At 69.6% G+C, this 12,319-nt stretch carries 12 protein-coding genes and 1 pseudogene; 5 read left to right on the top strand and 8 right to left on the bottom strand.

Features of this window, described 5'->3' with window-relative positions:
- The first annotated feature begins 10 nt into the window (after positions 1 to 10).
- Complete coding sequence (locus RHA1_RS53600) at positions 11 to 259, top strand: restriction endonuclease (RefSeq protein WP_148228394.1); 249 nt, start codon at positions 11 to 13, stop codon at positions 257 to 259.
- 547 nt (positions 260 to 806) lie between these two features.
- Here the strand turns inward: RHA1_RS53600 and RHA1_RS15355 are convergent.
- The gene (locus RHA1_RS15355) at positions 807 to 1,487 is read right to left on the bottom strand and encodes an MspA family porin (protein ID WP_041811475.1); all 681 of its coding nucleotides are present in this window, start codon (positions 1,485 to 1,487) and stop codon (positions 807 to 809) included.
- Positions 1,488 to 1,880: 393 nt separating this feature from the next.
- On the opposite strand from RHA1_RS15355, the pseudogene RHA1_RS15350 reads away from it, so the two are divergent.
- Positions 1,881 to 2,796 (top strand): annotated as a pseudogene (locus RHA1_RS15350) (undecaprenyl-diphosphate phosphatase).
- A 114-nt stretch (positions 2,797 to 2,910) separates the two neighbouring features.
- The gene (locus RHA1_RS15345) at positions 2,911 to 3,204 is read left to right on the top strand and encodes a hypothetical protein (RefSeq protein WP_148228393.1); all 294 of its coding nucleotides are present in this window, start codon (positions 2,911 to 2,913) and stop codon (positions 3,202 to 3,204) included.
- 17 nt (positions 3,205 to 3,221) lie between these two features.
- On the opposite strand, the gene RHA1_RS15340 is transcribed toward RHA1_RS15345, so the two are convergent.
- The 3 genes from RHA1_RS15340 to RHA1_RS15330 form a co-directional block, all read right to left on the bottom strand.
- Positions 3,222 to 3,482: a three-helix bundle dimerization domain-containing protein gene (locus RHA1_RS15340; RefSeq protein ID WP_011595815.1), complete on the bottom strand. Its 261-nt coding sequence runs from the start codon at positions 3,480 to 3,482 to the stop codon at positions 3,222 to 3,224.
- A gap of 52 nt (positions 3,483 to 3,534) precedes the next feature.
- Complete coding sequence (locus RHA1_RS51185; RefSeq protein ID WP_193384933.1) at positions 3,535 to 3,888, bottom strand: hypothetical protein; 354 nt, start codon at positions 3,886 to 3,888, stop codon at positions 3,535 to 3,537.
- Positions 3,889 to 3,956: 68 nt separating this feature from the next.
- On the bottom strand, positions 3,957 to 4,433 hold the full coding sequence (locus tag RHA1_RS15330) for a serine/threonine protein kinase (protein WP_237726903.1): 477 nt from the start codon (positions 4,431 to 4,433) through the stop codon (positions 3,957 to 3,959).
- Between the two features lie 176 nt (positions 4,434 to 4,609).
- Between RHA1_RS15330 and RHA1_RS50495 the strand changes: the two genes are divergently transcribed.
- On the top strand, positions 4,610 to 4,783 hold the full coding sequence (locus RHA1_RS50495) for a hypothetical protein (RefSeq protein ID WP_167540941.1): 174 nt from the start codon (positions 4,610 to 4,612) through the stop codon (positions 4,781 to 4,783).
- 169 nt (positions 4,784 to 4,952) lie between these two features.
- On the opposite strand, the gene RHA1_RS15325 is transcribed toward RHA1_RS50495, so the two are convergent.
- The 3 genes from RHA1_RS15325 to RHA1_RS15315 all read right to left on the bottom strand — a co-directional run bounded on the left by RHA1_RS15325 (position 4,953) and on the right by RHA1_RS15315 (position 7,587).
- Positions 4,953 to 6,404, bottom strand: a complete 1,452-nt coding sequence (locus RHA1_RS15325) for a CYTH and CHAD domain-containing protein (RefSeq protein WP_011595812.1) — start codon at positions 6,402 to 6,404, stop codon at positions 4,953 to 4,955.
- 156 nt (positions 6,405 to 6,560) lie between these two features.
- Positions 6,561 to 7,088 (bottom strand): DUF6328 family protein, encoded by a 528-nt coding sequence (locus tag RHA1_RS15320; RefSeq protein WP_011595811.1) that lies wholly within the window; start codon positions 7,086 to 7,088, stop codon positions 6,561 to 6,563.
- A 226-nt stretch (positions 7,089 to 7,314) separates the two neighbouring features.
- Positions 7,315 to 7,587, bottom strand: a complete 273-nt coding sequence (locus RHA1_RS15315; protein ID WP_011595810.1) for a hypothetical protein — start codon at positions 7,585 to 7,587, stop codon at positions 7,315 to 7,317.
- A gap of 62 nt (positions 7,588 to 7,649) precedes the next feature.
- Between RHA1_RS15315 and RHA1_RS51845 the strand changes: the two genes are divergently transcribed.
- A complete protein-coding gene (locus tag RHA1_RS51845) occupies positions 7,650 to 7,778 on the top strand; it encodes an Rv1535 domain-containing protein (RefSeq protein WP_237726902.1) in 129 nt (42 codons plus the stop codon).
- Between the two features lie 15 nt (positions 7,779 to 7,793).
- Here RHA1_RS51845 and RHA1_RS15310 read toward each other — a convergent pair whose 3' ends face one another.
- Positions 7,794 to 12,314, bottom strand: coding sequence for a cation-translocating P-type ATPase (locus tag RHA1_RS15310; RefSeq protein ID WP_011595809.1), 4,521 nt, complete (start codon positions 12,312 to 12,314; stop codon positions 7,794 to 7,796).
- Between the last annotated feature and the right edge of the window lie 5 nt (positions 12,315 to 12,319).

Raw genomic sequence — 12,319 nt, 5'->3', positions numbered from 1 at the left:
GGGCTGAGAAGTGGCGCGTGTCGAGTGGACTAGGTGCAGTGGCGAGGAAGTCGAAGCCGTTGTCGCGATGTTGCTGTGTCGGGAGAACCCTGAGGCGGTACGGATGCGACCGGGCCAAGGAGACGGAGGCATCGATGTCTTTGTCCCGAACACAGACGTGCCGAATGCGCGGGTTGTGTTCCAGGTCAAGCGATACGCCAGCAACCTTACGAGCAGCCAGATCGTCGACTGCCACGGGCAGGGTGAACTGGTCGGATGATCTTCACCGTAGCTACAGCTGCCTGTCGAAGGGTTCGACCCAGTAGACGATACGGTCGGCGACGACCGCCTCGTCGGCTGTGACGAGCATTCCCGCCGCTGGCATATAGCGGGCCGAGACAGTCGGCCAATTCGAGACCAGTCAGGTCGCTTGGCGCATCCGGCCGCACCACCTGTCCACTCCGAAGCATCCGCCCGAGCTGATCAGGGATACGGGGCCGGAGAGGAACGAAGACGACGACGGTGGGCCCGGGCGCTCCTGTTCCCCACCTTCCTGTGGACGGGAGGTGGGGAACAGGAGCGCCGCGGATGAGGGACGCGGCCGCATTCAGTTGGGTGGAGGATGAGCGCCGAACCGCGGTGTATCAGACGGTCTGGGTGGACGATCCGGTGAACCACTGGATGGACTGGATGATGGCGTCGAGAAGGCTGGTGGTGGGGGTCTTGACGACGAAGTGCAGGGCATCGAGCAGCATGGGAATCTCCTTGGTGTTCGTTGGGACCGGGCCGGGGTCGGCGGCTCGGGGACCGGGTCGGAGCCGAAGTTCCTAGAGGGTGATCGGGGGACCGTAGGCGGCGAAGGAGTCGTCGGTTTCCTTGGTGGAGGCGGTCCACTGCGAGTAGGTGCGCAGGGACACCGGGCCGCCGGCGCCGTTGATCTGGAAGTGGATGTTGTCGAGGTTGACGTTGCCGTTGCCCGTGGTCATCGTCTTCTTGTCGAGGGAGACGGCCACGATCTGCCCGGGACGGATCGGGACCACCCAGTTGCCCTCGAGCGGTGTCTGCACGGACATCGTCAAGGTGGGCAGGCCGCCGACCGGGAGGCCGAGCCCCTCCTGCGGGGTGATACCGACCTTCCCACCGAGCGAGAAGCCGTTGGAGACGTCGAGCATGTAGCCGACCTCGACCCCGACGTCGACGGTGCCCGCGGTGATCGGGGTACCGCCGCTGGACTTGATCGCGGTGTTGCCGCCGAAGAACACGTCCTTGTCGAACGGGGTGCCGTTGAGCGGGATCACGTCGTTGAGCCACTGCCCGGACTGCACGATCTCGAGGTTCGTGCCCAGTACGGTGGTCTTGGTGGCCGAGGAGTCGGCGATCGGGATCACCGCGGCGTTCGCGGTGCCGGTCCCCAGGCCGAGGGTGAGCGCGGCCAGACCGAGAAGGGTGACGGTACGGGCGGGGGAAAGGATCCGGCGCAGCCGGGATGCCATGTTGTCCTGGTTCATGTCGTGTCTCTCGTGAGGACGGTCACTGCGGTGCGCCGGGGGCGCATCCGAGCGGAACTGTGAGGAGGCTGGCGTGGGCCAGGACCGGTATTCCGATCCCGCGACAGCGTTACGGCCCCCGGGTAACACGCGATGAACGGAGAGCGTCGAGTACATGACCACCACGAACATAGCAATGCGAAAACGGACATCGAAATACCTTGTCGCACAAACTATTTGGTTCGTTTCACACTCTCAGTGAATTCTCAACGACCATCGGGTACCGTCGACCCGCCATCTCCGTGGGTACACGCGAAAATCCTTGCCCCGCAGCGTCGGAACCGAACCGCAGCGAATTCTCGGGCGGGTGACGTCCGGGTTGCCGACGGCCACCGCGGCGGCCATGCTGTCCGGGTGTCTGCACTGACCTACCCCCAGTCGATCGTCCTCGGCGCCCTCCAGGGCGTGACCGAGCTGTTCCCGATCTCGAGCCTGGGCCACTCGGTCCTGCTGCCCGCGTGGCTCGGCGGCTCGTGGGAGACCCTGGTCACCGAGGGCGACTCCGACTCCGGGACCCCGTTCCTCGCCTTCATCGTCGCCCTGCACGTCGCGACCGCCGTCGCACTGCTAATCTTCTACGCCCGCGACTGGGTGGCGATCATCGGCGCGTTCGTCACCACCGTGCGCAACCCGCCGCATCGAGACATCCACCGAGCGGCTGGCCTGGCTGATCATCGTGGCCACCATCCCGGTCGGGATCCTGGGCCTGCTCCTCGAACACCCGCTGCGCACCCTGTTCGCCACACCACTTGCTGCCGCCATCTTTCTGACGGTCAACGGCCTCGTCCTCGCGGCCGGCGAGGTCCTGCGACGGCGGTCGACCAGGGCGGTCGAGCCGGCCGTAGTCGGGGCACACGCACACGCGGTGTCGGACGAACCGCCCGAGCGGGCCCTGGCCGCCCTGACCTCTCGGGAAGCGGCGGGCATCGGGGTGATCCAGAGTCTGGCCCTCCTCGCCGGGATCAGCCGGTCGGGCGTGACGATGGTCGGCGGCCTGCTCCGCGGCCTGAGCCACGAGGACGCCGCCAAGTTCGCCTTCCTGCTGGCCACCCCGGTCATCCTCGCGGCCGGCGTCCTCAAACTGCCCACCCTTGCCGGCCCGCAGGGCGAAGGCATGCACGGGCAGATCCTGGTCGGGGCGCTCGTCGCGGGTGTCGCGGCGTATCTGTCGGTGAAGTTCCTCACCCGCTACTTCACAACCAGGACGTTGACCCCGTTCGCCGTCTACTGCCTGGTCGTCGGGGTCCTCTCGATCATCCGATTCGCCTGACTAAGCCAGCCTTTTGGGTCCATCGTCGCGATGATCGCCCAGGGGCACGTGTTCGACGAGATCGTCCGGATACGACCCCAAGCTAGATCCGCACCTAAGCAACTGGACGGTTCGGTGTTCGTCACTGACCGCCAGCTCGGAGTCGTCCAGGTGGTCGGCGACGGCACGATGAACATCGATCGCGGCCGAGAACGGGACCTCTGGATCGACGTGTACCGCGCCGAGTCGGTCACCGGCCCGGTCACCGGCCCGGTCACGGGCGCCGTCGGTGCAGACAGACCGCGAACCGATCGAATCCACGCGGGCCGTGATGGCGCAGCTGCTTGCCGCGGGGCGCACCGGTGCCTCGTCGGTCTGGTCGCGGTGGCGACGTATCGGCTGATCGGTGCCGCGTTGCGCCCCTCGTGATCGCCGACCGGAGCCACCTAGAGCATGGTGTGGTGCTCGGCCGGGACCGCAGCGGGCACGGTGGCGGGTGTTGCAGCCCCAGCGGCCAGGGCGGCGTCGAGAGACCTGATGGCGGCTCGTTCGACCAGCAGGGGGACGAAGTCCCGGATCCGGCATCCGTCGAACCGGTGATGAGCGGTGTCGACCATCTCGCCGACCAGGTCCGGATCGACGAACTGGTACCGGCGGACCAGCTGTGCGCGCACCGCGTCGAGATGCTGCTTTTCGGTGACGTCCATGACCAGAATTGTCCTCCCGCACATTCCGCGTCGGGCTGTTTTCTCACGGTCTTCAGGGTGGAACGCGGGCTCCGGCACCGCCGAGTGTCTGCGTCGTCGGGTTGACGTGTCGACCGGCGGGCTGCACGATCTTCGCCAGGCCGCAGCGCTGCCGTCTCGTGTGAATCCCGCGGCATGAATCCTGTCGCGTCGAGCAGGAGGTCACCGGATGACACCGATCGAGCACGACCCCGATATCGCCCAGGCGCAGGTCTTCATGGACCTGCTCAACACCGAGATCGACGTCCTGGCCGCCCGCATCGCGGAGACCGAAGCCGACGCACGCCGTCCCGGAGCCCCGGACCGGCCGGGTGCGCGCGTACGGCCGGAGGAGGACACCCTGCGTGCGCGACTTTCCGAGGCTCACCACCTGGTCGCCCGACTCACCGCACGCTATCCGGAGTCTGGGGCGTCGAACGGAACTGACCCAAGGCCTCATCGGGAAGTCACCCGCGGCGGGGTGTTGAGGAGCGTTCGGCTGGGAACAGTTGCCACGGTGCTCACGCTCGCGGGGAGGCCGATCTGTGGCCACTCGGCGGTCAGCGCCACCATCGATACCGGTGGCGATGCCGGCAGCCAGTACATCGGCTGGGTCCGGTACCGGCATGTCCCCGCTGCCGACTCCTGCCGATCGGGGCGGTGCAGGTATGGGTCGGCGACGGCAAGTTCGTCCGTTCCGGCCCACACCTCCAGATACGACCATTGCGCCGACGGGTCCGCTGGGTCGGTGAGCGGGCGGGTTTCATGCCGCGCTTGTTCGGCCCGCTGGCCGGTTGCGGTCAGGGTCAGGTGCACCGCGAGACCGGACGGATACGCCACGATCCGCAGCAAATCCAAGGTCAGGTGGGCGTCCGCGGACAGGAGTCGGCGGCCGTGCACCTGGACACCGCCACACGGTGGCGCTGCGGTCACGGGCCAGCGGAGTCTGCGCACGAACCCGATGTTGCCCGACGACCACGGCGGCCGCAAACACACTCGGTTGCCGGGTATCGCGGCGGTTCACGGCGCTCCTGGTCGAGCCCCGCCCCGCCCTCCAACTGTATAGTTTGTCCTGTCAAAAGGATTCGAGGAGGAGGAGGTGGTATCCGATGAAGAAGTTCAGCGAGGAAGCATCAGATGAGGGCGGCGGGGTCGTGTCGAACGGTGACCTGTCCTCGGACGATATGGCCGGAGTGGTGGAGGCCCTCACCGGAGAACGCGTGACTCCGCGACGCGCGTCCCGCAGACCCGCCGGGTCGACCCGGCGAGCAGGGACCAACTGAGCCACAGGGGCTGACGGCGTGCTGCCAGAGGTGGCGTCCACCCCGGTGCCCGACCGCCGGCCTCGTGTCGCCGGTACTCGTTAGCGTCGTCTTGGGCGGGCGTCTGGGGTAGACCGCGCCCACGCCGATGATTGACACCCCAAGAAGGCCCGCCCCTTCCGGGGCGGGGTCAGTGAGCGAGACGCGCGGCGTCCGCCCGCGCCCGCTGGGCGGCCTGTTGTTCGAGTGCGTACAGCAGCCCGAATGCGAATCCGTTCTCGCCCGGCGTGGCTCCGGCGCGGGCGCCGAGCGTGCGGAGGGTCTGCGCGGCCACGACGCTGTCCTGGTGCTCGCCGAGGATCTTCTGGATCTTCTTGTATTTCTTGGCCTTCTTTGTCGCCTTCTTCTTCCCGAGGATGGGGGCGGCGAGTTCGGCGGCGTAGCGGGCCCGCTTGGCGGCCTTGCGCGCCCGATGGAGCGCCGCGTCGTCGGGGTCGGCGACCGCGGCGGTCAGCCTCTTGTTCGCTTTCCGCCCGGCCTTGCGGGTCGCCTTCGTCACCGCAGAATCGGTGGCGGCGGTAGCCCAGGGTGGGGCGGTGCGCCACCGGCCCACCGCGGCGATCAGGTCCCGGTAGCGGTCACTGCCGAGGGCGTCCATCGCGTGGCCGCGGTAACGGTGTTGCTCGGCGAGCAGATCAGTTTCGATGCGGGCGGCGACCGGCCCCATCACCAGCTCGGTCGGCAGGCCCGCGACCGCGTCCGCGAACCGTGTCCGTTGCACCTGCCGGTCCCGCACCTCGCCGAGTATCCCCGCGTACCAGGACAATTCGGCGTCGAGGTGAGTTGCGGCCTCGGCATCGAACAATGTCTTGAACACGCGCAGGGTGCTGCGGAACCGTCGGATCCCCACCCGGGTGGAATGGATCGGGTCCAGCCCGCGGCGCAGCCACACATCGCCGGCCACGATCGCCTGGACCTGGGTGTCGAGGTACACGGTGAGTGCCTCCTGCGCCGGGGAATCGAAGTCGACGCCCGTGGGGGTGTGGTCGCCGGCGAACGCGTGGTCGAGCGTCGATGTGTGCGTCGACGGCGAGGCACCGGCCCGGGTGAACCGTGTGCCGACCGTGGTGAGCAGGGACCGTCCGACGCCGTCGCCGAGCTCGACGTCGATTTCCCGCCATTCGCTGACCAGGGCGGCGTCCCCGGCGACGGTGGCGTGCACCAGGTCGTCGGCGACTTCCGCGAGGAGGTGCTCGTCGCGGTCGAGGAGGCGGTGGGTGCGCCGAGTGGTGGACAACGTTGCCACCCGGTGGAGGGGTTCGCCCAGTGCGATCCCGGTAACCAGGGTGGTCAACTCGTCGGGGACCGCATCCCTGTCGGCGGACGGCATCCGGATGTCGGTGCGGGCCTTGTCGGCGGGGACCGTCAACTGCCACCCGGTGTCGGTGCCGTCGGTGTGATGAGCCAGCGTGATGTGGTGACGGAGCAGGTCGCGGTCGGCGGTGTCGTAATAGACCGCCGACGGGTTCGCGTCGGCGCTCTCGATGCGTCCCCCGGCCGGGATCAGACCACCGAGATCCGGCAGCAGGACATCGAGGCCCAGATCGTATTTGACGGCCCGCTCACGCTGCGAGGACACCATGAGTCCAGTCTGCACCCCACAGCAAGACCGCCAGTGGCTTTCGCGGGGCAAGGCTCGCGGACGGACTCGCCCGGTGGTACCGACACAGGCGCATCGTCGTGCCTTTCATCAGGCGGACGCGATCTGTCCACTCGAGAGGGGGGCGAACGTCGTGGCTCACGTCGTCTCGTGTGGTGTCGGGGCGTTGCCGGTGGAGCGGCGGCCGACCAGTGCCGGAAGGATCCAGAAACCGAAGAACATCAGCAGGGCCACTGCGGCCGCGATCACCCCGGCGAGCATGTTGACAACGAAGCTGAAGATCAGCAGGACGACACCGACGAGGGCGAAGCCCAACACGGTGATGCCGCCGATCGCCAGTCGCTGTCCGGTCGCGACGAGGGTGGGAAGAGCATGCTGGCGGAACAGCAGTCGGTGTAATCCGACTGGGGCGACCAGCATCATCGTGGCGGTGACCGAGCAGGTGACGGTGACGAGGTAAATCACCTCCTGTGTGTCGGACAAATCCTGGAAACGTTGCTGGAACGGCAGGGTCAGCAGGAAGCCGGTCAGCAGCTGGACGCCGGTCTGCACCACCCGTAGCTCCTGCAGCAGATTGCTCCAGTTGCGGTCGAGTCGCTGGGTTTCGGTTTCGTGCCGAACCTGGCGATTCCAAGCGGCGTCGTCCCGGTCGTCTGTGCTGTCCATCCCCACCAAGTACCCGCTTTTCGGGCACGCTCACGACTGGCCGGTGCGGATGGCGGTGGCGATGGCGCGGGTGCTGCCACCACGGGCCGCGGAATTCGCCAGGGGCTGGGTATCGGCGAACCCGGTGGAGGTCAGGTAGGCCCGCGATGGTGACGACGTTCGTTGAACCGCCGCCGCGATGGTGATTGCGCCGCCCTCATCGCCGCGCCCGACCCCTCCTGCAGTGTTAGGCAGATTCCAGGGCGTCGCCGATCTCGTGCAGGGCGCGGTGGTGTTTCTCGGCGGCCATGACGTGCCCGGCGGCGATGATCGCGGCGACGGGCCATTCGATGATTTCCAGCGCCGCGAGGGCGCCGAGGGCGGCGTAGAACGCGAGGTGCTCGGGTCGGGGGATGCCGACGCTCCCGACGATCGGCAGGTTCACCGCGAAGCTGTCGGCGTGCCGGACACGTTCGACGGTGTCCCGGTGCGACCGGGTGGTGGGTGACTTGTCGGTCATTGCTTGCCTCCGCACTGTGTGGGGTTTACCGGGGGTTCGTTTCGGGTGCGCAGGGTGGCAGCGTGGCGAATTCTGTGGTCGATGTGGGTGGAGATCCGGTGGTGTCCGTGGTGGCGCGGGTGTTCACGCCGCCGTTGCGGGAGCTGTACGCGCTGCTGGCGCGGGTGGGTGTGGTCGAGATCATCGACTGAATCATCCGCGGCTGGTTACTGTCTCGGTGCCAGTGGTTGTGGAGTGGCTCCATTCTTCCGCCTCTCGAGGACGTCGACGGCACTGTCCGGGTAGGACAGGGTGCGGTCGTGGTTGCCGACGGGGTGGAGTAGTTCGCGGATCGTGGAGCCGATCCCGGGTGTGCGGGTGAGCAGGTCGGGGGCGATCGCCGCGGCCGCGGTCGCCGCGGCGGCGGATCCGAACCCTTGGGCCCAGCCGAGCGGGCCGAGGGGCACGCAGCCGAGGAATTGGCTCACTCCCGGGGTGCTGATCAGTGCCACCATGACGGCGATCGAGCCGACCGAGGTGGTGACGACCAGCGGGCTGCGGGAGTCCAGCAGAATCTGTCCGAGCTGGGTTCCGATCAGTGCGACCAGGGCAACGGTGGAGGCACGCCGGGGACCGCCTGTCACGCTGGCCATGGCCCAGGCTGCGGTGGCACCGGCGGCGGTGGTGGCGCCGCGGAAGGCGACGGTGCGCAGCAGCGCCGCCTCGTCCGGCCCGTGGGTGACATCGGCCCCGTTGTGATTCGTTGCGCTGACCGCCAGGGCCGCGGCGGGAAGCGCGTCGGTCAGCATGTTCACCAATAACAATTGGCGCGCGTTCAACGGTGAGCGCCCGGTGGCCGCGCTGCCGATCAGCGCGAACGCCACTTCTCCGGCGTTGCCGCCGACGAGGACCGCGACCGCGGCCTGCACCCGCCGCCACAGTTGGCGCCCTTCGTCCAAGGCGTCGAGCAATGCCCCGACCTTGCCGTCGAGGAGGACGACGTCGGCGGCGCCGCGGGCGGGAGCGCTGCCGTGCGAGGCCACGGCGATGCCGACGCTGGCGGCGCGGATGGCGGCGGCGTCGTTGGCGCCGTCGCCGACCATGGCACACACCCGGCCGATCCGTTCCAGGGTCTGCACGATCTGCACCTTGTGTTCCGGGGACATCCGGGCGAAGACCAGACAGTTCTCGACGGCGAGCTCCTGCTCGCGGTGCGGCAGCGTATCCCAGTCGGTACCGCTGATCACCTGGTCCGGGGTGACGGGCATGCCCAGTTCGTCGGCGATGGCGACGGCGGTGACCGGGTGGTCCCCGGTGATCAGCCGGACGGCAACATCCTGCTCGATCAGGGCCGGCAGCAAGTTGGTTGCGTCGGCGCGGGGAGTGTCGGACAGTCCGAGGAGCCCGACCGGGTGCAGCTTCCCCGCGGACAGCTTTTCGAGCACCGCGGGATCGTCGGTGGCCCCAGCCACTTCGGTTGGAGTGAGCTCGCGCCCTCCGACGGCGATCACCCGCAGCCCGGCCGCCGCCATCGACTGCACCCGCTCCTCGAGCGCGGAGTCGGCGTCGCCGAACGCCTCGAGCATCACTTCCGGTGCGCCCTTCACCGCCAGATGAGTGCCGGACACCGCGGCGGCGTAGGAGCGGCCCGAGCGGAACGGTAGGTACGCGGCCCGTCGCGTACGGTCCTCATCGGCGGATTCGGTGTGGGCGGCGTCCACGATCGCGACGTCGGTGGCGTGGTCGGGTGGCCCGCCGTTCGACGACCACCCGGTCCGCGCGGCGAAGGACAGCACCTGCTGCCGGGAGCAGCCGGGTGCCGGCTCCACGGCGGACACACGTAGCCGGTTCTCGCTGAGGGTGCCGGTCTTGTCGAAACAGACCACGTCCACCCGCCCGAGGGCCTCGACCGATCGCGGGACCCGGACCAGCGCCGCGGACCGGGTGAGCCGGCGGGCGGCGGACATCTGCGCGAGGGTCGCCACCAGCGGCAGTCCCTCGGGGACGGCCGCAACGATCACCGCGACACCGCTGGTCACCGCGGACCGGACCCCGGCACCACGGAGCAGACCGAGCCCGGTCACGACGGCGCCGCCCCCGAAACTGATCGGCATCGCCCGCCGGGTCAACCGGCTCAGCTGGGCCTGCAACCCGACCTCCCGGCTCTTCGCGGGCGCGAGGGCGGTGGCGCGCCGGGTCTCGGTGCCCCGGCCGGTCGCGGTCACCAGTAAGACCGCGGTTCCGGTCAGCACGGTGGTGCCGGCATAGAGCATGCAGCTCCGCTCGGCCAACGGCACACCCGGTGTCGGGAGTGTTTGTTTGGCCACCGGCAGCGATTCCCCGGTCAGCGCCGACTCGTCGACCTCGACGCCCGCGGCCCCCAGCAGCCGCCCGTCCACCGGGACCACCTCACCGGGACGGACCTCGATCACCTCGCCCGGCCGGAGCCGGTCCGCGGTGACCTCGATGTAGCCGACGTCACCGCCGATGTTTGTCTCGCGATAGGGGATCTTCCGTGCTGTCGGATCCTGCACCGCGAGAAGACGATTCAAAACCTCTTCCGCCCGCAGTCGCTGGGTTGCCGAGATGCCGGCGTTGAGCACGACCACGGACCCGACCAGGACGGCGTCGATCGGCGAGCCCAGCACCGCACTCGCCGCGGAACAGGTCGCCAGCACCGGGGTCAGTGGATCGTCCAGCTCCTCGCGCACCGCGCGGACAAAGCGCCACCCCGCGGTGAGGGGCTGGATCATTCGGAGGAGCGGTGCGCTCCACGACCGGCTCGGGACTGATTGGGGTTCCTGCCCCGATGAGTCTGCTGCCGGTGGGGGTAGGAGCCGGCGCACTTCCTCGGTGGGCATTGCGTGCCACTCGTGTCCCGGCCGCGGTGCGGGCAGGGGCGCGGTGAGTACTCCGCGGGCGTGCGCGCGTCCGATCCACAGTCCGGCGGCCGCGCCGGCGGTGACCGACTCGGGTCCGCTGCCGGGGATACCGGGCAGCATCAGCAGGGTGCCGAGCGCGGACGCCTGCACGCTGATCTGCACACCGCGGCGGCTGGCGGTGCGCGCCGCGGGCAACGCGTGCAGGATGCGCCATACCCCGGTCAGGTCGGCGGCCCACAGGTGCGCGCCCCACGGCGGTGGGTTACCCGCGCGGGTGACGCCGATGCCGACGTCGGCCAGTGCGAGGGCCTGCGGCGCCTGCGCCGTGACCACCGCGACCGTCGTGCCGTCTCGCTGAAGGTGTGCCACGGTTTCGCGCAGGGTGTCATCGATCGACCCGGTGATCGGGTCGAGGCGATCGAATCCGTTGCGCAGCGAGCGGAGTCCGTCGTCGTCGATCGAGATCACCTGGGCTTGGGCGCGGCGGGCTTCGGCGACGATCGCGGAGGCGTACGGGTCGTGGACCGGGCTGACCAGCACCCGGGCATCATCGTCGGCAGAAGGGTCGTCCGGGGTGGTGTCCGCGACGCCGGGCACGGCGGTCACGGGATGCCACCCCGCGGCGAGCCGGCCCTGATTGACCGCGGCGCGGCCTGCCTCCCACACCCGGGTCCGGTCGCGGTCCCGGACGCCGCGGACGCGGCTGACGGTCAAAATCGGGGTGTAGAGGACGCGGGGATCGATCACCACCGCGTCGACCCGGTCCAGGCGGCGCAGCGCCTCGGGGCGTAGGGGCAGTACGTCGTGTCGGTCGGCCAGCCCCCGGTCAAGGGTGCCGGCGAACAGCTCCCGCGCCGTCCGGGTGGCCTTGGGGGCGGACACCAGGGTGGCGGTGCCGATGTCGGCCGGGTTGCGGGTCATTACCCCGATCGCGACGTCGCCGGCCAGTCCCACCAGGCCGGCGCGCTCGCAATAGCGCTCGACCGGACCGGTGGTGCGGTCGGGCCGCCACCCGGCCTGCGGCTCGCCGTCGACGGCGGCGGTCAGGGTCGGCTCGATCCGCTGCCACGCCCGCCGTCCCGACCAGGCCTCCGCGACCAGCGCGCCGCGCCTGGCGGCCTCGATGGCCAGCGAATCCGGGGACAGCGTCACCGTGTATGCGGTCGCGGTCGCGGCCGCGAACAGCAGGTCGGTGGCGTCGGGGCCCACCGCACTTTCCACGAGTCGTCGCAGCCGGGGCTGATAGTCGACCGAGATCACCCCGGACGCCAGGGCTGCGGGTAGCCGGGGCAGCCGCAGGAATCGCCCCACCAACGCGACACCCAATCCCAGGGTCGATACCGCGGCGCCGACCACCCGGGCGACCAGGACCGCGTCGTCGCCGGGCAGGTCGATGGGGCATCTACCCGAAGCCTCTGTGTCCACTGCAGTTTCGGCCTCGTCGACAACCCGGCACAGCGTCTGCGAGCTGGGGCCGTCCGGCCCGACGGTTACCACGAGCCGCGACCACGGACGATGCAGTTCCGCCCTCTCGACACCCGGCACCGCGCGCACCGCGGACAGCGCCCGCTCCGCCACCGCCGGGCCGTGCGGGCCGTCGAGACCGCGCACCTCGATCCAGGTGCGCCCGGAACCCGAGCCGAATCGCCGTACCGGTGTCCCCCCGGTGGCCTCCCGGGCCAGGCCGGCAACGGATCTTGCGACGGCACCCGGAGACGGCGTGGGCACCGCGACCGGGGCCTTGAGCAACACCGACCCGACCCCGAGCGCGGTGGCCGTACCGACCAGGGTGGCGTCGAGGGCTGCCGCGGCGCCGGCGGCGGCCGCGTGCGTTCCGGTGCGCACGCACCGGCCGGGGAAGGACACGAGGT

Origin of the sequence: Rhodococcus jostii RHA1 (assembly GCF_000014565.1) — a bacterium.
GTDB lineage: Bacteria > Actinomycetota > Actinomycetes > Mycobacteriales > Mycobacteriaceae > Rhodococcus_F > Rhodococcus_F jostii_A.
Note: the sequence above shows the minus strand (reverse complement) of the source record. Positions and strands in the feature narration are given on the sequence as shown.